At 37.8% G+C, this 22521-nt stretch carries 21 protein-coding genes; 7 read left to right on the forward strand and 14 right to left on the reverse strand.

Translation table 11 applies throughout. The features are described from left to right. Positions 1 to 107: 107 nt before the first annotated feature. Entirely contained in the window at positions 108 to 1037 is a 930-nt protein-coding gene (locus tag AC2IP4_RS10035) for a flagellar motor protein MotB (RefSeq protein ID WP_375322771.1), read from the reverse strand. Between the two features lie 15 nt (positions 1038 to 1052). Continuing rightward, positions 1053 to 1817 carry a flagellar motor protein PomA gene (gene pomA, locus AC2IP4_RS10040; RefSeq protein ID WP_060993560.1) on the reverse strand — a complete coding sequence of 255 codons (765 nt, stop codon included), beginning with the start codon at positions 1815 to 1817 and terminating at the stop codon, positions 1053 to 1055. Positions 1818 to 2095: 278 nt separating this feature from the next. On the opposite strand from pomA, the gene xseB reads away from it, so the two are divergent. The 3 genes from xseB to dxs are packed head-to-tail and all read left to right on the forward strand — an operon-like array spanning position 2096 to position 5131. Beyond that, positions 2096 to 2338 carry an exodeoxyribonuclease VII small subunit gene (xseB, locus tag AC2IP4_RS10045; RefSeq protein WP_375321963.1) on the forward strand — a complete coding sequence of 81 codons (243 nt, stop codon included), beginning with the start codon at positions 2096 to 2098 and terminating at the stop codon, positions 2336 to 2338. Beyond that, positions 2331 to 3227, forward strand: a complete 897-nt coding sequence (gene ispA, locus AC2IP4_RS10050; RefSeq protein WP_375321962.1) for a (2E,6E)-farnesyl diphosphate synthase — start codon at positions 2331 to 2333, stop codon at positions 3225 to 3227. Before xseB ends, ispA begins: the two co-directional genes overlap by 8 nt. A gap of 20 nt (positions 3228 to 3247) precedes the next feature. After that, entirely contained in the window at positions 3248 to 5131 is a 1884-nt protein-coding gene (gene dxs, locus AC2IP4_RS10055) for a 1-deoxy-D-xylulose-5-phosphate synthase (protein ID WP_375321961.1), read from the forward strand. 65 nt (positions 5132 to 5196) lie between these two features. Here the strand turns inward: dxs and AC2IP4_RS10060 are convergent, their stop codons facing one another. Next, the gene (locus AC2IP4_RS10060) at positions 5197 to 5547 is read right to left on the reverse strand and encodes a putative quinol monooxygenase (protein WP_486310227.1); all 351 of its coding nucleotides are present in this window, start codon (positions 5545 to 5547) and stop codon (positions 5197 to 5199) included. 83 nt (positions 5548 to 5630) lie between these two features. Here AC2IP4_RS10060 and AC2IP4_RS10065 point away from each other — a divergent pair, with 83 nt between their 5' ends. Continuing rightward, positions 5631 to 5906 carry a hypothetical protein gene (locus AC2IP4_RS10065; protein ID WP_375321959.1) on the forward strand — a complete coding sequence of 92 codons (276 nt, stop codon included), beginning with the start codon at positions 5631 to 5633 and terminating at the stop codon, positions 5904 to 5906. A gap of 7 nt (positions 5907 to 5913) precedes the next feature. Here AC2IP4_RS10065 and AC2IP4_RS10070 read toward each other — a convergent pair whose 3' ends face one another. From AC2IP4_RS10070 to nrdR, 10 genes are all read right to left on the reverse strand, one after another. Then, the gene (locus tag AC2IP4_RS10070; RefSeq protein WP_486310228.1) at positions 5914 to 8148 is read right to left on the reverse strand and encodes a LuxQ periplasmic sensor domain-containing protein; all 2235 of its coding nucleotides are present in this window, start codon (positions 8146 to 8148) and stop codon (positions 5914 to 5916) included. Continuing rightward, positions 8141 to 9268: a substrate-binding domain-containing protein gene (locus AC2IP4_RS10075; RefSeq protein ID WP_486310229.1), complete on the reverse strand. Its 1128-nt coding sequence runs from the start codon at positions 9266 to 9268 to the stop codon at positions 8141 to 8143. The genes AC2IP4_RS10070 and AC2IP4_RS10075 overlap by 8 nt, the downstream gene beginning before the upstream one ends. 3 nt (positions 9269 to 9271) lie before the next feature. Next, positions 9272 to 9775, reverse strand: a complete 504-nt coding sequence (gene pgpA / locus AC2IP4_RS10080; protein ID WP_486310230.1) for a phosphatidylglycerophosphatase A — start codon at positions 9773 to 9775, stop codon at positions 9272 to 9274. Beyond that, a complete protein-coding gene (gene thiL / locus AC2IP4_RS10085) occupies positions 9772 to 10770 on the reverse strand; it encodes a thiamine-phosphate kinase (RefSeq protein ID WP_375321955.1) in 999 nt (332 codons plus the stop codon). The genes pgpA and thiL overlap by 4 nt, the downstream gene beginning before the upstream one ends. 83 nt (positions 10771 to 10853) lie before the next feature. Beyond that, entirely contained in the window at positions 10854 to 11321 is a 468-nt protein-coding gene (gene nusB / locus AC2IP4_RS10090) for a transcription antitermination factor NusB (protein ID WP_375321954.1), read from the reverse strand. After that, positions 11321 to 11791 carry a 6,7-dimethyl-8-ribityllumazine synthase gene (gene ribH / locus AC2IP4_RS10095; protein ID WP_122035847.1) on the reverse strand — a complete coding sequence of 157 codons (471 nt, stop codon included), beginning with the start codon at positions 11789 to 11791 and terminating at the stop codon, positions 11321 to 11323. Before ribH ends, nusB begins: the two co-directional genes overlap by 1 nt. A gap of 149 nt (positions 11792 to 11940) precedes the next feature. Then, entirely contained in the window at positions 11941 to 13050 is a 1110-nt protein-coding gene (ribBA, locus tag AC2IP4_RS10100) for a bifunctional 3,4-dihydroxy-2-butanone-4-phosphate synthase/GTP cyclohydrolase II (protein WP_130047207.1), read from the reverse strand. Positions 13051 to 13087: 37 nt separating this feature from the next. Beyond that, a complete protein-coding gene (locus AC2IP4_RS10105; protein ID WP_486310231.1) occupies positions 13088 to 13744 on the reverse strand; it encodes a riboflavin synthase in 657 nt (218 codons plus the stop codon). A 3-nt stretch (positions 13745 to 13747) separates the two neighbouring features. After that, positions 13748 to 14869: a bifunctional diaminohydroxyphosphoribosylaminopyrimidine deaminase/5-amino-6-(5-phosphoribosylamino)uracil reductase RibD gene (gene ribD, locus AC2IP4_RS10110; protein WP_375321951.1), complete on the reverse strand. Its 1122-nt coding sequence runs from the start codon at positions 14867 to 14869 to the stop codon at positions 13748 to 13750. A gap of 1 nt (position 14870) precedes the next feature. Further along, positions 14871 to 15320: a transcriptional regulator NrdR gene (nrdR, locus tag AC2IP4_RS10115; protein WP_060993574.1), complete on the reverse strand. Its 450-nt coding sequence runs from the start codon at positions 15318 to 15320 to the stop codon at positions 14871 to 14873. 167 nt (positions 15321 to 15487) lie between these two features. Between nrdR and AC2IP4_RS10120 the strand changes: the two genes are divergently transcribed. From AC2IP4_RS10120 to AC2IP4_RS10130, 3 genes are all read left to right on the forward strand, one after another. Continuing rightward, positions 15488 to 15739: a hypothetical protein gene (locus AC2IP4_RS10120; protein ID WP_486310232.1), complete on the forward strand. Its 252-nt coding sequence runs from the start codon at positions 15488 to 15490 to the stop codon at positions 15737 to 15739. Positions 15740 to 15797: 58 nt separating this feature from the next. Next, the gene (locus AC2IP4_RS10125; RefSeq protein ID WP_486310755.1) at positions 15798 to 17477 is read left to right on the forward strand and encodes a methyl-accepting chemotaxis protein; all 1680 of its coding nucleotides are present in this window, start codon (positions 15798 to 15800) and stop codon (positions 17475 to 17477) included. Positions 17478 to 17559: 82 nt separating this feature from the next. Further along, a complete protein-coding gene (locus AC2IP4_RS10130; RefSeq protein WP_060993576.1) occupies positions 17560 to 17886 on the forward strand; it encodes a hypothetical protein in 327 nt (108 codons plus the stop codon). A gap of 110 nt (positions 17887 to 17996) precedes the next feature. Here AC2IP4_RS10130 and AC2IP4_RS10135 read toward each other — a convergent pair whose 3' ends face one another. After that, positions 17997 to 22493 carry an SslE/AcfD family lipoprotein zinc metalloprotease gene (locus AC2IP4_RS10135; protein WP_375321947.1) on the reverse strand — a complete coding sequence of 1499 codons (4497 nt, stop codon included), beginning with the start codon at positions 22491 to 22493 and terminating at the stop codon, positions 17997 to 17999. Between the last annotated feature and the right edge of the window lie 28 nt (positions 22494 to 22521).

The raw sequence follows: 22521 nt of genomic DNA on the forward strand, positions 1-22521 counted from the left end.
GTAGACTAAATGGATTTAAGACCTAATCTAAGGCGCAAGATTATACCGAAAAAAAAGGCGAGTTGCTAATTCAACTCACCTTTCATCATTATCTATTTACGGTAACGTTACTGCTGAGCGCTTGGGACCTCATCACTTTCATGAGGCTTACCTTGCATAATACTGATTTCAACACGGCGGTTACGCGCACGCTGCGCTGCCGATTTATTCGGTACTAAAGGCTCTGTTGATGCCATTCCTCGAACTCGTAAACGATCACTATCAAATCCTTTTACTCGTATCATTTCATGGGCTACAGAAACCGCTCGTTGAGCTGATAAATCCCAATTAGAACGATATAGCTCTGATTCTATTGGTTGATTATCCGTATGCCCTGACACTCGAATAACCCCAGGAACATCTTTTACAAGCTCACCAATTTGACGAATAAGCGGTCGAAACTTCGGCTGTAAAAAAGCAGAACCGGCAGGAAACGCACCTTTCTCTCGAATTCGAATAACTAATTGCTGCCCTAAGTTTTCAACTTCTAGCGCTCCATCATCAATCTCACGCTCTAGCGCTTTTTTAATGATTTCTTCTAATTCTTGCTGTGACTGACTCTGGCTTTGCGATTCAGATTCGCTTTGTGAACTCGTTTGCGTAGAGGTCGAAGATGATTCTCCTCCAGTTTGCTTACCAGCATCACGCTTTGTACCACCAGCACGATCTGACTCACCATCATGAAAATCTAATGTTTTCTGAGGAATATCGATCGTTTGTTGCATGATAACTTCAATTGGTGTCGGCTCAGGACGACCAGGTCGAAACTCTTGAGCAATAACACTTGTCCCTTTAGGAATGTCTTTTACTTCAAGAACGTTCTGAACACCAAACGCAAATTTCATCGAACCTGCAATTTGCTTAAATTTCAGAACATCCATCTCAGAGAAAGAAAGTAACAACACGAAGAAACACATTAATAGTGTTGCTAAGTCAGCAAATGTTGCCATCCATAAAGGGGCACCAGGAGGACATTTACAATTATCTTCATCTTCCATCATTAGCTCCTAGTCTTATTCTTCGCCAGTATCAACAACACGTTTTTTCTCGTTTAAGTAGTTACGCAAATAACTATCAATTACACGTGGGTTCTGACCATCTTGAATAGCTAAAATACCATCAAGAATTAAGCGACGATTTAATTTTTCTTGTTCTTTACGTAGTTCTAATTTATGCGCAATAGGGAATGCGATCATATTTGAGATAACAGAACCATATAATGTTGTTAATAGTGCAACCGCCATCGCTGGACCAATCGATTTAGGGTCATCCATATTAGACAACATCCCCACTAGACCGATAAGGGTACCAATCATACCCATTGCAGGCGCTACATCGCCAAAAGCAGTAAATACACCAACGCCTTTTTCATGACGCTCGTTCGTTAATGCGATGTCTTTTTGTAATGTAGCTTTTACCACTTCAGCGTCATGACCATCAACTAATAAGTCGATGCCTTTCTGCATAAATGAATTGCTGATCTCTTTTTCTTCTAACGCCAGAAAACCGCCTTTACGAGCAGCATCTGCCATTTCAACAATAGTCACAATCAAATCAACAGGTTCATCTGTTTTAAACATAAATGCTTTAACGGCAATCTTACCTGCGCCAAAAAATTGGCCTACTGTAAATTTCATTAGTACTACAAAGATCGAACCGCCAAATACGATAAGAACCGATGTTGTGTCCATAAAAATGGCTAAACCACCCGCTAATACCATTGCCATTATAATAAATGCAAAGCTACCAACTAAGCCTATTAACGTTGCTAAATCCACAGAGCGCTCCCCTATCTTGCTGCTTGTGTTTATTTATAATTAGCTAAGCAAAAATTAAGCCATAAATATCATTACTTTTTTGCCGCTTCTTTACTTATCGACCAAAAAAATGAATGGTTTAATTTTTTTATCAAAAAAGATTACTTCATTGCTATATTGTTTGAAAAATAACCCTTATTCGTTAAATTTTACTTTTATGTATCACTTTATCGCCAGTTCAATTGACCCTTTAAGCTCTCTGAGTTACCTTTCTTGGATCATTTTAAGAGTGAATCATTATGGCTGTAAAAAAACCGGAAAATTTATCATTTGAAGCGACAATAGAAGAACTAGATTCTGTCGTTAATCAACTAGAAAGCGGCGACTTGCCTCTTGAAGATGCGTTAAAGAAATTTGAGCGAGGCATTGCATTAGCAAGAGCTGGGCAAGAAAAATTAACAGATGCTGAACAACGCGTCGATATTCTTCTACACGCTGATGATAATGCTGAATTAACGCCTTTTGATACTGATAATGACTGATTCACTAAAACAACAATTACCTATTTTTCAACAACGCAACATTGAGCATTTGCATCAATGGCTTGAAAAAATAGAGATTCAACAGCAACCTCTCACCGAAGCAATGAAATACGCATTGTTACTGGGTGGCAAGCGTGCTCGACCTTATCTCGTTTATATTACAGCAAACATGCTTGGGGTTAACTCTGACTTTGCAGATGATGCAGCCGCTGCCGTTGAATGTATTCATTCATACTCATTAATCCATGATGATTTACCCGCTATGGATAATGATGATTTGCGCCGTGGTCATGCGACCTGTCATATTAAGTTTGACGAAGCAACAGCTATTCTTGCTGGCGATGCCTTGCAAACATTAGCGTTTGAAATTTTAGCAAATGGTTCGTTAACTCAAGAAGCTGAATCTTCGCGTATAGATATGATAAGAGTATTATCAAAGGCATCAGGGGCATCAGGTATGTGCATGGGTCAATCGCTTGATCTTCAAGCGGAAGGCAAACTGGTTAACCTTACTTCTTTAGAAGAAATTCATGCTCATAAAACTGGGGCATTAATGAAGAGCGCGATTCAACTAGGTGCGCTGTGTGCCGGTGAAAAAGGCAAAAAAATTCTTCCACAACTTGAAAGATACGCCGACGCTATCGGTTTAGCTTTTCAAGTTCAAGATGATATTTTAGATATCATTAGCGATACAGAAACACTCGGAAAACCACAAGGTTCTGATCTAGAATTAGAGAAGAGTACTTATCCTGCCCTATTAGGACTTGAAGGTGCTCAGCAAAAAGCTGAACAATTATATCAAACAGCAATTGACGCATTGAATGATATCCCTTACAACACGGATGCAATGCAAGCGTTCGCTCAATACGTCATTGAGCGTAAAAACTAAAACAGATAAGCGCTAATACTATGTTACTAGATATTTCAAAATACCCGATTCTGGCTTTGGCAAATACGCCTGATGAATTACGCTCTTTGCCAAAAGAAAGTCTACCTACTTTATGTGATGAGTTACGTACTTATCTCTTAAATTCCGTAAGTAAATCTAGCGGTCACTTGGCGTCAGGGCTTGGTGTCGTTGAGCTGACCGTTGCATTGCATTATGTTTACAATACCCCTTTTGATCAATTGGTCTGGGATGTAGGTCATCAAGCTTATCCTCACAAGATCTTAACAGGTCGCCGTGAGCAGCTAGCGACAATTCGCCAAAAAGGTGGGCTACACCCATTCCCTTGGCGTGATGAAAGTGAATATGATGTTTTATCTGTAGGGCATTCATCAACATCTATCAGTGCCGCTTTAGGCTTAGCTATTTGTGCAGAAAAAGAACAAGCAAATCGCAAAGTTGTTAGTGTTATCGGTGATGGGGCAATTACAGCTGGTATGGCGTTTGAGGCCTTAAACCATGCGGGTGATATTCATCCTGATATGTTAGTTGTTTTAAATGACAATGAGATGTCAATTTCAGAAAATGTTGGCGCACTAAATAATCAACTTGCTCGTGTGTTGTCTGGCAGCTTATACACTTCTATTCGTGAAGGCGGTAAAAAAGTTCTTTCTGGTACCCCAACGATTAAAGAATTACTTAAACGCACTGAAGAGCATTTAAAAGGCATGGTTGTTCCTGGCACCATGTTTGAAGAACTAGGTTTCAATTATATTGGTCCTGTCGACGGTCATGATGTTAACGAACTCGTTCGTACACTTAAAAACATGCGAAACCTAAAAGGGCCACAGTTTTTGCATATAATGACTAAAAAAGGAAAAGGCTACGAGCCTGCTGAAAAAGATCCTATCAGCTATCATGGCGTACCTAAATTCGATCCAAGTAATGACTCTTTACCTAAATCATCAGGCGGAAAACCAACCTTCTCAAATATTTTTGGTGATTTCCTTTGTGATATGGCAAAAGAAGATAGCAAATTAATGGCAATTACACCCGCCATGCGTGAAGGTTCTGGTATGGTGCGTTTTTCTAAAGAATTCCCAAGCCAATACTTTGATGCTGCCATTGCTGAACAACATGCTGTTACTTTAGCTAGTGGGATGGCTATTGCTGGTTATAACCCTATTGTTGCCATTTACTCAACCTTCTTACAACGCGGTTATGACCAATTAATCCATGATGTGGCAATTATGGACCTCCCTGTGATGTTTGCCATTGACCGTGCAGGTTTAGTTGGCGCCGATGGCCAAACACACCAAGGTGCATTTGATATCAGCTTTATGCGTTGTATTCCAAATATGGTAATCATGACACCAAGTGATGAAAACGAATGCCGTCAAATGCTCTACACTGGCCATAAACATACTGGCCCGAGCGCAGTTCGTTACCCTAGAGGTAGCGCGACTGGTGTAGACGTAGATAGCGACATGAAAGCGTTAGAAATAGGCAAAGGCCGTTTAGTTCGTGAAACAAAAATCACTGAAAAAGGTGAACGTGTTGCGATTTTAAATTTCGGTACTTTCTTAGCTAATAGCTTAGAAGCAGCAGAACAGTTAGATGCTACAGTTGCTGACATGCGTTTTGTTAAGCCCCTTGATGAAGCTCTATTATGTGAGCTAGTAACAACCCATGATGTTCTTATTACTATTGAAGAAAATGCAATTTCTGGTGGTGCTGGCTCTGGTGTCGTTGAATTCTTAATGAAAAACCGCCTCATTAAACCAGTACTGCAACTAGGTTTGCCTGATCAATTTATTGATCAAGGAACACAAGAAGAGATGCACACCGAATTAGGCTTAGACGCACAAGGTATTGAAAAACAAATCAGAGATTATTTAGACTTATAAGTAATCTCACTTTATAAAAAATGCCACAACTTTGTGGCATTTTTTGTATGTAATGATTATAAAATTTAACTTAATTTCGGCTCATCAAAATTACTAGGCTCATCGGTATAAATACACACATTCCATTTATCCACTAACCCATCTTCAGCGATGCATTGTTGTTCGAAAAATTGCTTAATTTCTTCACGCTGACAATGCGCTTCAAACGCTGCGTTATCAGCCCAAATCTCATTAAATGCAATAGGAAAGCTTTGGCCTTCAGCAAATGGGCTTTGTAACTGACAAGTTACTGTATATTGTAAGCAACCATCTTCACGCATGGTATTAGGCTCTAAGCTCTGTAATACAGAAAACAATGCATCTAATTTACCTTCTTTTGGTAAAAACTGAGCAATACAATACACTTTCTTAGACATGATGAACTCCTTATTTGATTGACTAACATCCTTTTTTCTCTCACTATGACGCATAGTTTTGTACACTTTACATGGTAATAGTAATGAAATCAGACGTAGATAAAATGCTGAATAAACATCAGCAACTCACCCATAGCGTAGAGGTAAAAGTAACGTCTCATACGCAGCGAGATACTGGTGATTGGATACAGCATACCATTATGATTGAAAACTGTAATGCTCCATTTAAATTTAATAGAACAAAAGCATACCAATCTCTCAAAGGCGCAAAAGTAAACTTAACGTACTATCCAGCCTTGGAAAAAGTAGCAGGGTTTGATATTGAAATAATGAAAATAGTTCGTATTAAACGCAGCTAATTTAAAATTAAAACTTAGGGCGAGTTGTCGTTTTATAAAAAAACAGCGCATCTAAAATAGACTTTTCTTTGATTGGTTTGGTAATGATGTAGTTAGCACCTGCAGATAAAAATTCATCACTCGCCTCTTTTAAAACATCAGCGGTATATGCATATATCGGAGTCATTAAGTTTAACTCTTGACGTATGTACTTAGTCGCTTCAATTCCACTCATCTCCGGCATTTGATTATCCATGAGAATGAGATCAAATGATTTTTCTCGTAATCTCTTTATTCCTGCTTTTGCGGATATTTCCCATTCAACCTTTAGGCTATATTTCTGGCAGTATGCTTTAGCAATATAAGCATTCGACTTATTATCTTCAATCAACAATACGTCTAAATTAGTTGGTAATTGAGATTCAATATTCAAGCTTTCCATACTTAGTGGTTCTTCTGTCGTTTCAATAACAGAAAGAGGGATCTGCACGTAAAAAGACGAACCAACCCCTAACTCACTTTGAACACAAATACTGCCATAAAGTAAATCTAACAGTTGTTTTACAATAGCTAAACCTAAACCACTACCACCAACCTTTCTGATCTCAGTAGATTCAACTTGAACAAAGGGTTCAAACATACGCGATTGTTCATCACTGCAAATCCCCAAGCCTGTGTCATCAACATGAATATTAAGTAGTGATTGAGGCCCTTGAACATCTAAACATACCGTTAATTTCACATGACCCTTCTCAGTAAATTTAACGGCATTACTTAATAAATTAAATAATATTTGCGTTAATCTCACCTGATCCGAATTCACTAGTTCTTTGCTATTTACTTTATTTTCAATGATAAACTCAATGCTCTTTTCTTTACAAAGAGGGGTATATATCGCATTGATTGTTTCCAACACATCATTTAATACGAACAATTCATAATTTATATTCAATTTATCTTGTTCTATTTGAGAAAAATCCAATACATCATTAAGTACCGCAAGTAGGTGCTCTCCACCTTGATGCAGTATGCAAATTTGCTTTTTCTGTTCAACGGTTAAATTGGTTTGTTTTAACAGACTAGATATGCCCAAAATACCATTGAGAGGGGTTCGGATTTCATGACTCATTCTCGCTAAAAAGTCAGACTTAACCTGAGTTGATTTTTCAGCTGCAGCTTGAGCCCTATAGCTCTCTTCTTTAGCTTCAATTAATTCAACAAATGTTTGCTCTAACTGTTTACCAATATGATCAAACTCTACAATGCCACTGCCTAAATAATGAATATTAGCGTCTTTTTTAGAAGCATCATTGGTATAGTTCAGTAACGAGTTTAATGCTAATAATATCTTATGCTCAAAAAGGCCTCGAACTAAAACCGCAATGGCAATAAGAATGAAGAAAGAGAGAATGACACTATAAATAAAGCGCTGCTCTAGCTGCTCAATGTTATTCTTATTCTTTAATGACAATATAGATAATGAACCATTCAATGACTTAATATTTAAGGGAGTATAATTTAAGATCTTATCAGGCAAGATTAACTTAGGATTAGAAATAACACTGTCGATCTCTTTATATTCATCTGACCCTTTTCTAAGGCTTGATGCTATTATCTCACCATTACTAATAATAAAAATCCCTTGGCTATTACTTACCGCTTTTAAATTATGAGCAAAGGAAAGGTTATTATTTAATATCGCACCATTGTACAAATAGCCTCGGATATGACCCGTAGAAGAGGCAACTATTGGCGTTTTTCGAATTAAAACATGAGCTTTAGGGTTCGCATTATCAACCAACATATAATACCAAGTATTTATATAAATACTTTTATCAATAATAGATTGAAGGCTATCCTCCATCATCCCTAAAAATAAGTTATTACCATCATTCCAATATAACTTATTATCCACTTCGATAAATCTAAAGTCCGGTGAATTATAAGGTGATTTAGACTCCATATCTGCAAAGTAACGCTCTAGAGTAAAAATACGATCTTTATTATGAGCATCAGTCAGACCTAAACTTCCAGCATCAGTATCCTGTCTAATTTGTAATATAGCTAAGCGATGATTTAAATAATTCGTTATTAGTGAAGACGTTTGCTGTAAATTCCGTTTCACTTCTTCATTTATAGTATTGATACTAAGCTGATAGGTATGAATCGTAATACCTACCGTTAAGATAGAAAATATAACAAAAATAGCACGAAAGATAAGATCAGCTAACGATGCTTTTTTTAGTACATTTCCTTTACTCATCCTTTACACTCGCGTCAGAATACCGAAAAGCTCTCTCTTTCAATGCTTCTATTTTTTCTGGAGTAGTCTCAGAGGTTATGACTTCAAAGTCCCCAGAAAATACTATAGGTACCTGTTTACCTTCGAGGTCTAATTTTATTGCTTCAGCCATCGCAACACCGGTGTCGTCATTCATTCTCATAACTGTCACATCTAACGTGCCGTTTTCAATTGCCTCCAACTCTAAAGACCCTCCTCCCCAACCGTTAACCAAAGGTTGACTGTCCTTAAAAAGATTAAGTGCATCAACAGCACCTAGTGCAATATCTGTTGAAGATGCATAAATAAAATCTACATCAGGCCTATCTTGTAGAATACTCTGAGTTGCGTTATCAGCACTCTCTCTCGTCGCTTCAGTATAAAAAGAAGACGTTAATGTGTACTTATTATTATCCATAGATTGAACAAAAACATCACCTCTGGCCGTACTTAAATAACCATACGAATAATATAACATTCCATATTTAGCACCATTTGGAAACTTGTGTTGGTAATAGTTAGCTAACAACTTAGTTCCTATTACATGGTCAAAGCCAACATACATTAATGGCTGACAATCATGCCATGCTTTTACTGGTGTGGTTATATTTTGCAGAATAATTCGAGTATCAGGACTCTGAATGACGTGTTCAATAAACTTCCGATGACGAGTCGTATTAAGAGTAAATATAAGATAGTCTGATTTTTTATCGATGGCATTGAACAAAGAACGACTTTGTTCTTTAAAATCAATATTTAATCGAGTTGATACCGTAGTTAATTCATATTTAATATTCAATGCTTTTAGACGTGACTCTAATGCAATTAAATTACGAACCCAATAATCAGAGGCTTGTTCACCAGGATAAATAAATGATATTTTAATTGGTTTATCTTGTTTAATAGAAAGCGGTACCGGATCTATTTTAACTATATTTTTTAACTCAGAAGTTAATACGCTCTCTTCAGGGTGCTTAGCTAAGAATTCATCATACCCCCAATAACCGACTAATACAGAATTAGCATCGACTATTTTCGAATAACTGAAAAAAGTAATTATAACAAGAAGTAAAGAGCACGTATTAGCTCTGATTTTTATCATTTTTTATAACCAACCAGAATATTGTCCAACTAACCAGAGACTAATTAGAGCCATAAATCCAGCGACAATATCATCAAGCATGATACCAAAGCCGCCATGAACTTTTTTATCTAGCCATCCAATTGGCCAAGGCTTCACCATATCGAAAAATCGAAATAGAACAAACCCTATAAGTAACCATTTCCAGTCGGTTACTGGTAAATCTAAGAATGGAACAATGCTCATTGTTATCCATAAGCCCACAAACTCATCCCAAACAATAGAACCGTGATCATGTACCTTCATATCAGATGAGGTAATATCACAAATTTTAATGCCAATAAGAGCAGAAACAGCAACAACAATCACAAATAAGTAAAAAGGCAATTGAGCTATTAATAAATAAAATGGAATTGCCGCAAGGGTTCCCATTGTTCCTGGAATAATTGGTGCCAAACCACTCCCAAATCCAGTTGCTAATAGATGCCACGGATTTTTTAAGCTAATTAATGCTAAAGGGTTTGTCATGCTTCACTCCTGAAATGATCGTAACCAGATAACTGCCAATCGAGTACGGTCTCATTTTTATATAATTGTACGTTAGACTGTAAGTTAGTAAATGGTTCATTTGATATTTCACCAATTATACTAACGTTTTGATTTAAAAAAGTAGTTATTTGTTTAATCGCTTCTCTATTTATTTTAGGAGCAGTGAAACAAAGTTCATATTCTTCGCCACTTGTCAGTGCTATCCTCTGGTACTTATCACTGTCATTTTGGCAATACTGAATAAGTTCTTCAGACACAGGTAATTTTTCAACATCAATTTTAGCACTGACTCTAGACTGTTTTAGTATATGGCCTAAGTCAGAAATCAGTCCATCAGATATATCCAATGCTGAATGACATAAGTGGCGAATTTGTTGAGCTAACTCTATTCTTGATGATGAATAGTAGTGTCGTTTTTCTAGCTCTTGCTCTAATTCATTTTTATCAAAAATCGATGTGTTTAATGCAACCTCTAGGCCTGCTGCGCTATCTCCTAAATTACCGGTCACATAAATATCATCCCCACAACAAGCCCCTTTTCGAGTCATTGCTTCACCTTTAGGAACTATACCTTGAACTGTAATGGTAATACTTAATGGCCCTTTAGTTGTATCCCCCCCAATAAGCTGCACATTATGCTGCTTCGCTAAACCGAAAAAGCCATCACAAAAACCTTTAAGCCAAATTTCATTTGGTTGAGGTAATGTTAGCGCCAAAGACACCCATGTTGGTTTAGCTCCCATGGCTGCTAAATCACTTAAGTTAGAAGCCAGTGCTTTATAACCCACTTTAACTGGGTCTGCATCTTCTAAAAAATGAGTCCCCGCAACTAAACTATCCGTTGTAACCGCAATTTGATGATTAACAGGAACGCTGACTAATGCGCAATCATCACCTATCCCTAAATCAACATCATCTCGAGATAAGTTTCCTTGTACGAAAAATCGGTCAATTAAATTGAATTCACTACTCATCGTATAATAATATCGTTTTTTAGTTATAAAAAAGGCCAGCAACTAGACTGACCTTTACTATTAATTAGTATGCTAAATCCAACTTACTTTTTACGTAATGTCGGAGCCGCTTTATCTAATACACCATTTACAAATTTGTGGCTATCTTCTGCTGCGAACACTTTGGCAAGTTCAATCGCTTCATTGATAACAACTTTGTAAGGTACATCGTCACGATTCATCATTTCATAGATAGACATACGTAATAACGCAAGCTCCATCTGATCAAGATCTTGAAGTGGACGAGATAAGTATGGACGCATTTTACCGTCTAACTTCGTGTGGTTAAGAGCAACGCCTGAGAAAAGATCGCGGAAATACGCTACATCTGTCTCTGGAGCTTGTAGCTTAGGCTCTTTTGCATGATGCTCTTCTTCATCATACTTCTCTGCAGTTAAAAACTGCTCTTCAATATCAGCAATATTTTCTTTGCTTAATTGCCATGAATAGATTGCTTGAAGCGCAAATTGACGTGCATTACGACGTGCGGCTGGTTTCACACTAACCCCCATTAGGATTCGATTTGAGACAGAACATTAATCATTTCGAGTGCGCTTAGTGCAGCCTCTGCCCCTTTATTACCAGCCTTGGTACCGGCGCGCTCGATTGCTTGATCGATAGTATCAACAGTCAAAACACCAAACGCCACTGGAATACTATACTCCAGAGATACTTGTGCTAGACCCTTATTGCATTCACTACATACATAGTCAAAATGTGGTGTACCACCACGAATAACAGAACCCAATGAAACAATAGCATCATATTTTGCTGTTTTAGCTACTCGTTGAGCAACTAATGGTAATTCTACAGCGCCAGGGCAGCGAACAACAGTGATGTTTTCTTCAGATACTTGACCAAAACGCGTTAAAGTATCAATAGCGCCAGAAAGTAAACTTTCATTAATAAAGCTATTAAAGCGAGAAATGACAATTGCAATTTTCGCATTAGGAGCAGCAACGCCGCCTTCAATTACGTTCATAAGCCTTCCTGTATCTATATTATTCCAATTAAACTGGGTAACTATTTTCAACTATATATCATAGTGAGAATCGGCGAATTCTATCACAGCTTTGTGACAAATATCTAATTATTTGGGCTCTATTTACTCAATAGAGCCCATGGGAGCCTTTATTTTGATACGTATTCAACCACATTAAGGCCAAAGCCTGATAATGAATGGTAACGCTTTGAAGACGACGATAGTAAACGCATGTCAGAGATCCCTAAATCAGCTAGGATTTGAGACCCAACACCGACACGGCGAGAAGTACCTTGCTTTTTCGCCATGGTTGGCGCTTCACCACTATCTTGTCGTTCTAATACTTTGATTTTATGAACAATGCTATCTGCTGATTCTTCATTACCTAAGATAACCAACACGCCACCTTCATTTGCAATACGCTGCATTGCTGTTGGTAATGTCCAACTGCGCTCAGAACAGCGATCAGAATGAAGGATATCTGTAAAGGTATCTTGTAGATGAACGCGAACCAAAGGCGCGTTATCTGATACATTCTCTTTTTTCATTGCATAATGAAGTTGGTTATCAATGGTGTCACGATAAGTCACTAACTCAAAGTCACCAAACTCTGTTGGTAACTTACACTCCGCAACGCGCTCAATTGTGGTTTCATTATCATTACGGTATTCAATTAAATCGGCAATGGTACCTAATTTAATATCGTGCTTTTCAGCAAAAACTTCTAAATCTGGGCGACGAGCCATTGTTCCGTCATCATTTAAGATTTCAACAATAACACCTGCAGGTTCAAAGCCAGCTAAACGAGCTAAATCACAACCCGCCTCAGTATGGCCAGCACGAGTTAATACGCCACCTTCTTGAGCTGCTAACGGGAAAATATGACCCGGCTGAACTAAATCTGCGGCAACCGCATTTTTAGCAACAGCTGCTTCTACTGTACGAGAACGATCGGCTGCTGAAATACCTGTAGTTACGCCTTCAGCTGCTTCAATAGACACAGTAAAGTTAGTCGTAAACTGTGCGTTATTGTCTTGTACCATTGGTGGAAGACCCAGCTTTTCACAACGATCTTTCGTCATAGTAAGACAAATTAAACCACGACCGTGTGTTGCCATGAAATTAATAGCTTCTGGTGTGATTTTTTCTGCAGCAATGATCAAATCGCCTTCATTTTCACGATCTTCATCATCCATTAGGATAACCATCTTACCTAAACGAATATCTTCAATAATGTCTTTTGCTGAGCTAATTGCCATGTGAAATACCTTTAATATATTAAGTTAGGTTAAGTGGTTATTTTAAGAAACCTGATTTTGCCAAAAGATCCATCGTAACAGAAGACTCAGGTTGCTCTTCTTTCTGTCCGATCACAAGTCTTTCTAAATAACGAGCGATAACATCGACTTCTAAGTTCACTTTTTGTCCTACAGAGAAGTTATCCATGGTTGTTTCTGCTGCCGTATGAGGAACGATCGTCAGCTTAAATGCATTTTTACGTAAATCGTTCACTGTTAAGCTAATGCCATCAACCGTAATCGACCCTTTTTCTACCACATACTTTGCTAAACTTTGTGGTAATTGGATCCAAAACTCAACCGCTCGACCTGTTTGATGACGTTCAATAATTTCACCAACTGCATCAACATGGCCAGAGACAATATGTCCACCAAAGCGTGTCGTTGGTAACATCGCTTTCTCAAGGTTCACTTTATCGCCTGCTTTGTACTCAACAAACCCAGTACGTTTAAGCGTTTCTAGTGATAAATCGGCAGTGTAAGTTTGTGCGGTCATAGCAACAACCGTTAAGCATACTCCATTGGTTGCGATACTATCTCCAAGCTTTACATCACCCATGTCTAATTTACCAACATTAACAGTTACACTAATGTCCTCACCTTTTGGCGTGATAGCTTGAAGTGTGCCGATTGATTCAATAATTCCTGTAAACATACGTTACCTTGCTATTTTTGCTGTAATTCGAATGTCTTTTCCAACCATTCGAACATCTGTAATGTCTAATTCAATAGACTCAGACATTGCGGTTAATCCGACAATATTTAATAAACTACGTCCATCAGCGCCCATTAACTTAGGCGCTAAATAGATAATTAATTCATCCACTAAATTCGCTTCTATCATACTCGCAGCTAAAGTCGCACCAGCCTCAACCCAAATATGATTAACATTGTATTCTTGAGCTACTTTATCAATTGCTTCTGACAAAATCAGCTTATCCTCATCACAAACGTTACAATGCAGATGATGTTTTTGAGAATCAATTGAGTGATCAAAGTGAGAAGAAATAGTTGCAACCTCCCCCTCTACCTTAAATAATTTAAGCTCTGGGGTGAGTTGATGTTGGCGATCTAAAATAACCCTTAATGGTTGTCTTAGTTCTTTTTCTGGATAGTTTTCTAGGGTGGATAATGGAAGTTCATTCCAACGAACATTAAGAGAAGCATTATCTTCTATTACCGTTTTTGCTGTTGATAATATTGCGCCAGATAAAGCACGATAACGCTGAACATCTTGTCTCGCTTCTTTAGAGGTAATCCATTGGCTTTCACCATTTTTCAATGCGGTTTTACCATCAAGGCTGGCTGCCATCTTTAATTGAATAAACGGCTTTCCCGTTTCCATTCGTTGTAAAAATGAAGGATTTAGGGCTCTAGAGTCTACTTCTAATAAACCTGATGCAGTTTCAATACCAGCAGCATTTAGCATCGCTAACCCTCGTCCAGCAACTTGAGGGTTTGGATCTACCATGGCACAAATAACCTTAGCAACACCTGCTTTTATTAAGCCTTCTGCACAAGGGGGCGTTCTACCATAATGAGAACATGGCTCTAAGGTTACATAGGCAGTTGCACCTTTAGCATTTTCACCCGCTTGACGCAATGCATGAACCTCTGCATGCGGTTCGCCAGCTTTTAAATGCGCTCCCTCTCCAATGATTTGCCCATTTTTAACCAACACACAGCCTACATTTGGATTGGGCGCAGTAGTAAAAATGCCTTGCTTTGCCAATAAAATGGCCTTTTGCATCATTTGGTAATCTTGGGAGCTAAATTTCATGTTATTTCTCTAACTTTGCGATTTCTTCACCGAACTCTTTAATATCTTCAAAACTACGATATACCGAAGCAAAACGAATATAAGCAACTTTATCTAACTCTTTTAATTGGTCCATAACTAAGTTTCCAATCATATCAGAAGGCACTTCTCGTTCACCAGTAGCTCGCAATTGTGATTTAATCGTATTCAACGCCAATTCGACTAAATCTGCACTAACAGGACGCTTTTCTAATGAACGATATAAACCACCCGAAAGTTTATCTTCATTAAATGGTTCACGATTACCATTCGACTTAATTACTTTTGGCATTACTAATTCGGCTGATTCAAATGTAGTAAATCGCTCATTACACGCCAAACATTGTCGACGACGACGAACTTGATGACCATCAGAAACCAATCGGGAGTCGATAACTTTTGTGTCGGTTGCACTACAAAATGGACAATGCATTCTTGCCTCCTATTATTTTTTATTTAGTGTACAAGAAAAGCGTAACGGTGCCTACATTAGACCTAAAGAAGAAGGGAGGTTTAGAGCAAGATAAATAAATTATTAACTAAAGTATCAATTGAATATACCAATATACGTGTATACCCATATTAATTAGAAGGTTACTTATGACAATCTCTGTTTTTAAAAGTATTAAACTCCGCTTGTTAATCATATCTCTACTGCCAACATTGATTATCTCAGTCTTTCTCATTCAACTTTTAATGCAAGAAAATAAAAACGTTTATAACGCAAATTATTCTCTTGAAGCTGTATCTCTTTTTAACGCTTTAGATAATGTGGCACATAACTTTGCTGTTGAACGTGGATTAACCGCAGGATTTATTGCTTCAGAAGGGCTATCTAGCAAAGAAAAATGAATCCAACAGCGTAAAAAAATCAGACCTCGCAGAAAAAAACTTACAAAATTTCAACGCGGTGTATTTAGATAAAAACATGGTAAGTACCTTGCTATCAGATATCACTGCACAACTAAACAAGAAGCCATCAATTCGAATTCAAGTGGACAATTTACAAATTACCACATCCCCTTTCGTTTATTACTCAACAATTAATCAGCTTTCACTTGATTCCATTTCTGTCATTATTGGTAACATTAACTCTCAAAATTTACGTAACGAAATGCTCGGGCTATCAGCTTTACTGCAAGTAAAAGAGGAAGCCGGAAAAGTAAGAGGGGCATTAAATGGAGCATTTTCAGGAAAGAAATCAAGTTTAGATAAATATGCCGATATTAATAATTATCTAACCACAGAATCTCTTGCCATCCGTCAGGCAAGCTCTGTTTTATCTCCACTATTTATTGAACAGTTAAACTCAACCTCTCGTTCTGATACTTGGCAAAAAGTATCTAATATTCAAAATGATTATTTATCTCAAAAAAATAATTTAAAGGCATTAAATGGTCCAACAGCTAGTGACTGGTTTTCATTAGCAACTCAACGTATTGGCTTAATCAAAACGATCACTGATAACATATCTAAAAAATTGAATGCTTCCGCTCATGACACCATGAGTGATGCAAAATTCATTCGTAATATTTACATTGCGATCGCACTGTTACTTATTCTTCCGATTACAATCATAAGTCTTATGACAACACGCTCGATCAGTAAACGAATGACAACATTCAGCCTCCGTATCAATGAAATATCAGCGACTAAAAATTTAACGTTAGTCTTAGACGATAATAATGAAAATGAATTTGATGACATCGCAAAAGACATTAACTCTCTAATTGAAAATATTTCATTACCTTTACGCGCCGCGCATACTGTCGCCTCTAAAACTCAGAACGAACTTAATTCATTAAGCCACCACCTAAAACAAGCGACTAAATCAAGCCAAACAACTCTGACTCACTGTGACAGTATTGCAACAGCAATGACTGAAATGGCACAAACCAGCTCTGAAATTGCAGGAGTAACAAACAGTGCCTATGAGACAACAACCAAAGCAACAAACAATGCTACTGAATGTAAAAACCACACAATGAATACCGCTGACATAGTGAATGATTTGCATCACAGTATTATTAACACCCATGAACACGTTGAGCACTTAGGGCAGCAAACTCTTAATGTCTCTGAGATTTTAGACACTATTACTGCCGTGTCTGAACAAACGAACTTACTTGCTTTAAATGCCGCTATTGAAGCAGCTCGCGCAGGAGAGCAAGGACGAGGCTTTGCTGTCGTTGCTGATGAAGTAAGAAAATTAGCTCAACGAAGCAAAGAAGCGACAAGCGATATTCGCCAATTGTTAGATACCATTGGTCATAGCGCTAAACACTCATTTTCTTCAATGGAAGAGAGCAAAGCATTAAGTGCAAAAACTCAAGATAGCGTAAATTCTTCAACCGTATTTATTGATTCATTGCATTCTGCCGTTACTGAGATCGACAGTTTCAATACCAGTATTTCAGCAGCGACATTAGAACAATCTGAAACCGCAAATTCGGTAAATTCCGACATTGATGATTTGGCCTCATTAGCAAATGGCACCAATGAGCTTATTCATCATCTTGAAAATGAAATGATGAATATCGAACAAACAATGTCCGAGTTAACAATTCAAATCAATACTATTAAGGTCTAACTGATTTATCTGGCATAAGCTCGCAATCCAGAGAGTTACAAGATATATTTAAAAGATAATTTAGCTTAAAGGAATAATCAAAATGAAAAAGATCAGTCTAGCGTGTGTTTTTGCACTTGTTTTAGCCGGTTGTAGCAGCGCTCCAAAGCAGCAAGATAACTATCAAGATGCGTCTTTTGAGCTATGTAATACAGAAGTAAAAGTGTATTCAGTAAGTGATGATGGCCGTGTTCGTATCGTATGTAGTGATGGCTCTAAGTTCCAACTGAACAATGAAAAAACATTAGACATCATGCGCGATATTAATGTGGATTACTGTACTGGTGAAGGTCTAGGCAAATTTAATGAAACAAGCCGTTACTATACTTTCCAATGTAAATCTGGCGCGTTAATTAATATTAACAAGTAATACCCAATTTAATCAGTTTCTATTTTATTAAATAGCTGACAATAAAAAGCCCCCGAACCGTGATGGTTCGGGGGCTTTTGTTTAGTTAATATAAGCTTAATTACTTAATATTAATTAGGTAGCGAATTAATAGTTAGTGGGCTTACTTCTGGTTTTTCTAAGCGTAATCTTGTTAATTCACTTAACCCTGTATCACTAATCCCACCCGAGTACACTTTAGTACCATCGGCATTAGTTACAGAAGTTTCTCCCACATTCCATGTAGTGAAGAAATCTCTTAAATCATAGCCTGATACATAAGAGCTACACACCATCATTAGATCACCAGCACTTAAGCCTGTATCGTGAGAACTACAATAATTAATACCTTGATCACCTTGTTGATCACCACGAGCTTTACGATGCATCAGCTTAATCATGTTCCAGCCTTGATCTTGATTGTAAATAGCAGGTTTAGTTTCACCATCAACATACCAATCATCAACATTGAAATGACTTTCCGCCCAAATTTTCAATTGACCAAACATAACTAAACGAAGACCCGCATCACCATGACTCCACGCGTGTCCATTATTAGAGCCTAGCCAAATTGGAGCTTTTTGAATGCTAGTTCTAATTCTATCCATCTCAGGATTAGCATTACGACCTTCCAATTCTTGCATATACAGAGCTAGAAGGTTATTTGTTACTTCAGTACTTCCAGGAACTGAGAATGGTGCAGAAGCAAGATTATGACCGACTTCGTGCCATACCAACCAATCATCAATTGCATTTGTTGGCGGTGTCGTTGCCTTCACGTTAAATGAACTACTCATCACAGGATAACCAGAATGAGCCGCGCCAATCGAAATCTGTACATCATTCACAAAACGATGGCGGAACTCTTTTAGCTCTGGATAAGTAAAGCGACGATGTTTACCATCTACACTCTCTTCATCACGACCGTAAAAATCACTTGCCGCATCAGCAAAACGGTTCATATTTTTACTGAATTCATTTAGATCAGCTGTCTTAACATTATTAAGAGCGGTAGTATAAATAAATGAGCCCGTATCAATTTCTGCGATTGGCGCAGTTGAAGAATCAGGTGTATTTACCCACTCACCAAGATTATTAGCTGGATCTTTCTTCCACCATGCCGCTTTTTCAACACCGTCCAAATTAAATTCAGCGACAGTTGAAGCACCACTTAATGTTTCTGTCGGTTTAATATAAATTAAACCACCATAAGGAACTTTAAATGTTGTTGAACTACCATTATGAGCAAAGCTCATCTGCATTCTTGGAGGACGATTTAAACTTGTTTCATGCTGTGGTTTACCTGTTAAATCATCCGCCATCATAACGGTAATCATTGCAGTCACACCATCACGAACCGTCACCTCACTTAATTGAGGAGCCCATAAGCCCGTTGATTGGTTATTTCCAGCGGAATAACTTACCGCCTTGCCTGCGGTCTCAATATTAACAGCTTCAGATGTTATAACACCAACTGTTTGACCTGGGTATTTAGTCGTATCAACCGTTATTTCATGATCCCAGAAAGAACGACCTAACATAATGCGAGTTAACGGTTTTTCCATGTAGTTTAGTGGGTAGCTAGGGTTCATTTGTCCCGCTAATTCACCTTCACCATGAATCATACCATTTGCAATTAATGTTGCTTTTAGATCAACCGGGCAAGCAGCTTCTTGAATATCCGTTTGATGTTGATTATCTGTATAACAATTTAAGAAGTTAACCGCCGTTTTAAACCCTAATTCATCTTGACCATTAGGATCATAAGCGTATGGGTTATCGTTCCACATCCAAATTGAAAGATTATCGTACGTCTGATTTAGCTCGACCGTAGATAAACGTGCTCCTTGTTTACCTTTGGTGCGGTAATAAAGCTCATGCTCCATTAGAGCATTAAAATTATCACCAAGGTTTGCAGCTTTAACCATACTCTCTACAACATCTTGGTTCATTTGATAACGATCAAAATCCGCACGCCAATATGCACCACGGACTTGTACACCATCACCTTGACGAGTTTCTATACAGTTAAATTCATACTCATAAGAATGAGTACATAAAGGTGTTCCTTCAAATGCTTCTTGTAATTCAGATATAGCAGCTGCTCTTTCTTCACCATTCTTAACAAAAATGCGAGCGAACTTAGTCTCCATTACAAAGTTGCCATCTTTGTCTAATAAAGGGATACCTTTATCATCACGTTTGATCATTTCATAAGTTGGAATTTCAAACTTAATCTTAGTTTCATCTTTAGTCCATTCAACCGAACCATCTTGATTTACTGTATACGGTTGTTGTCCATCTACATCTTGGAAGCGTTCAAGAACCACCATTTCATATTGGCTCTTCACATGAAGGTTTGGAGATGGTGCTTGACAATAATATGACGAACCACAAAATGCTTGTGACGTTGGTGTAACGTTACTCCCACCTAGTGAAACACCAGCTGAATCAGCTAAACGTCCAATCGGTTCAGGGTTAGTCACTTTATCAATTGCATCCATAAATACAACACTGCCGCCTTCATTAATGTAAGTAATTAAAGCAGTAATATCATCTTGGCTTAGATTGGGATTTTCTAAATCAGCAATAAAACGATGGCTCATACCATCACCTTGAGGCTTAGGCGGATAAGCCTGAAGAATTAATAACGGCGTTTCACTTACTGATAAATGTCCAGAGAATCCATCCTTAGTTAACATTTTGACAAATGGTGAGAAACCAAAAGATCGGTTTACAAAGAAGTCATATTCTGTACCGTGTGATGTGCCAGGTTTAAGTAGTGTTGCTTTAGTAATATTTGTAGCAACATTAATATCTTTGATCGAGTTACCACCATTTAACCAAGTAAATAGATTAGAGAAAAAAATCCCCATACTTCCTTGATCATTACGCACATCATTTAATAAATAAAATGATGATGTACATTGTTGTGCCTCACTATCAATACGCACAAGTTCATGAGCCCAATAGTTATCAGGGCATGAAATAATGCTTGGGTACATGCTATTACCCATAAATACCACTTTACCAGAACCAATTTCGCCAGCGGTAACAAAAGGAAAACCAAAAGTAGCGTTATCTTTTGATACAAGAGGGATCGGCGGCATTTCTGTACCAGGATAAGTTGCAATATAAGGACGGCCTTCACGAGTCCATGCTTGCTGCTCTCCAAACGGAATATCTTTGTTGATGTCCGCACGAGGCATCATAATAGGAAATGCTCGGTTAGATAAATTTAACGCTCGCATTCCTCGTGTATAGCCAGTTGCACCATAAAAGCTGCCGTTATCATTGAAGACATGGAAGCTAGTTACCCCATTAAATATTTTAGTTAGAGAATCGGTTACATAAGTGCCATTATCTAGTGAGAATACATATGGGATATCTAAAGAATAAAATGAGACTGGTTGTTGTAACTCGGCATCAATAGCAGCAGTTAACCCATTTTGGAATTGTGAATCAAATTCATTAGGTAATAAAAATTCTGTTCCTTCAATTTTCCCACCATTGGGTAAACTTAAATTAATCAGTTCGTTGATTACATTTGGGTAAAGAGAAAACGTCTCTTGAACTTTATCAGAGATAAGCAGCCCATAATTATTATTCTCTGCGTATCGTGTAATTAACGATTGAATATTCGTTTTTACTACCGCATTATCGCTAACATCTGTGATCTTATAACTAACTTGGTTCCCAGCTACGCTGCCAAATTCAAAGGTATCAATACCAAAGGTAAGTTTGTCGCCCCACAAGTATTCAAACTCACCATTTTCCCCCGTAGTACCTACCGCATTAGCTGAGAAGAAATTAACTCCAGCTAATGGTGTACCTGCATTATCCGTTAACTGGCTTTTAGTTAATACTTTCGCTTCAGCACTTGGTTTATAGGCATAACTATCTTCTGCACTAGCTGAAACAAAACCACTATTTAAATCATTACTTGTTCCAGGTGTCACTTCTGGAACAATTTCAACATCAACGTGTGAGCTAGGTGCTTTACCTACTTCATCAGTCGCTTCTTCTTCTTTTGGTGCAATAAAAGCATCAACCGCAATTTGGTCTGCTAAGTTTTCATCCGTATAAATGTCTTGAATATCAAACGAATCTATTTTGTTTAAACAAATTTCATCTTGCCCGCATGTCGAGATAGATTGTAAAACAACCGTGGCATTTATACCTTTACTATCTTCTAGGTCAAAAGAAGCTAGAAGTGTCGCATTACTTACATTGATTGCTTTATCACTAGGGAATGGAGCATTGAAACTACCTAATTCAACGCCGCCGAAAAAGCAGCTAAATGCTTGCCCTTGTTTAACGCTGAATGTTCCAGTGTCTATATCTAACCCATTACCGTTACATTCAACATCACCTGTAATTGCTTTTCCAGATGCAACTAACGTTCCGGTATAAGTAACTGGCGGAATAATATCCGTAGGAGGGATTGGCTCTGGTTCTGGCGGAATAATATCTGTCGGCGGAATAGTTTCAGGCTTAGTCGACGTACCTCCACCCAGCTCTATACTTTCTTGATTACAGCCAGTAAGCAACATTGATACCAACGATGCTAATAATAATTTCTTACTCATAATTCAACCTTTTAGAAGTGCTGAAACT

This window comes from Aliivibrio thorii, from assembly GCF_057368585.1.

Coding starts and splice junctions, on each gene's coding strand:
- xseB (WP_375321963.1), top strand. CDS start 2,096: ATGGCTGTAAAAAAACCGGAAAATTTATCATTTGAAGCGACAATAGAA.
- ispA (WP_375321962.1), top strand. CDS start 2,331: ATGACTGATTCACTAAAACAACAATTACCTATTTTTCAACAACGCAAC.
- thiL (WP_375321955.1), bottom strand. CDS start 10,770: ATGAGTAGTGAATTCAATTTAATTGACCGATTTTTCGTACAAGGAAAC.
- AC2IP4_RS10075 (WP_486310229.1), bottom strand. CDS start 9,268: ATGATAAAAATCAGAGCTAATACGTGCTCTTTACTTCTTGTTATAATT.
- AC2IP4_RS10130 (WP_060993576.1), top strand. CDS start 17,560: ATGAAAAAGATCAGTCTAGCGTGTGTTTTTGCACTTGTTTTAGCCGGT.
- nrdR (WP_060993574.1), bottom strand. CDS start 15,320: ATGCATTGTCCATTTTGTAGTGCAACCGACACAAAAGTTATCGACTCC.
- dxs (WP_375321961.1), top strand. CDS start 3,248: ATGTTACTAGATATTTCAAAATACCCGATTCTGGCTTTGGCAAATACG.
- AC2IP4_RS10035 (WP_375322771.1), bottom strand. CDS start 1,037: ATGGAAGATGAAGATAATTGTAAATGTCCTCCTGGTGCCCCTTTATGG.
- ribBA (WP_130047207.1), bottom strand. CDS start 13,050: ATGGCAATTAGCTCAGCAAAAGACATTATTGAAGATATTCGTTTAGGT.
- AC2IP4_RS10120 (WP_486310232.1), top strand. CDS start 15,488: ATGACAATCTCTGTTTTTAAAAGTATTAAACTCCGCTTGTTAATCATA.
- AC2IP4_RS10135 (WP_375321947.1), bottom strand. CDS start 22,493: ATGAGTAAGAAATTATTATTAGCATCGTTGGTATCAATGTTGCTTACT.
- AC2IP4_RS10070 (WP_486310228.1), bottom strand. CDS start 8,148: ATGAGTAAAGGAAATGTACTAAAAAAAGCATCGTTAGCTGATCTTATC.
- AC2IP4_RS10105 (WP_486310231.1), bottom strand. CDS start 13,744: ATGTTTACAGGAATTATTGAATCAATCGGCACACTTCAAGCTATCACG.
- ribD (WP_375321951.1), bottom strand. CDS start 14,869: ATGAAATTTAGCTCCCAAGATTACCAAATGATGCAAAAGGCCATTTTA.
- AC2IP4_RS10060 (WP_486310227.1), bottom strand. CDS start 5,547: ATGTCTAAGAAAGTGTATTGTATTGCTCAGTTTTTACCAAAAGAAGGT.
- AC2IP4_RS10065 (WP_375321959.1), top strand. CDS start 5,631: ATGAAATCAGACGTAGATAAAATGCTGAATAAACATCAGCAACTCACC.
- ribH (WP_122035847.1), bottom strand. CDS start 11,791: ATGAACGTAATTGAAGGCGGCGTTGCTGCTCCTAATGCGAAAATTGCA.
- pgpA (WP_486310230.1), bottom strand. CDS start 9,775: ATGACAAACCCTTTAGCATTAATTAGCTTAAAAAATCCGTGGCATCTA.
- nusB (WP_375321954.1), bottom strand. CDS start 11,321: ATGGGGGTTAGTGTGAAACCAGCCGCACGTCGTAATGCACGTCAATTT.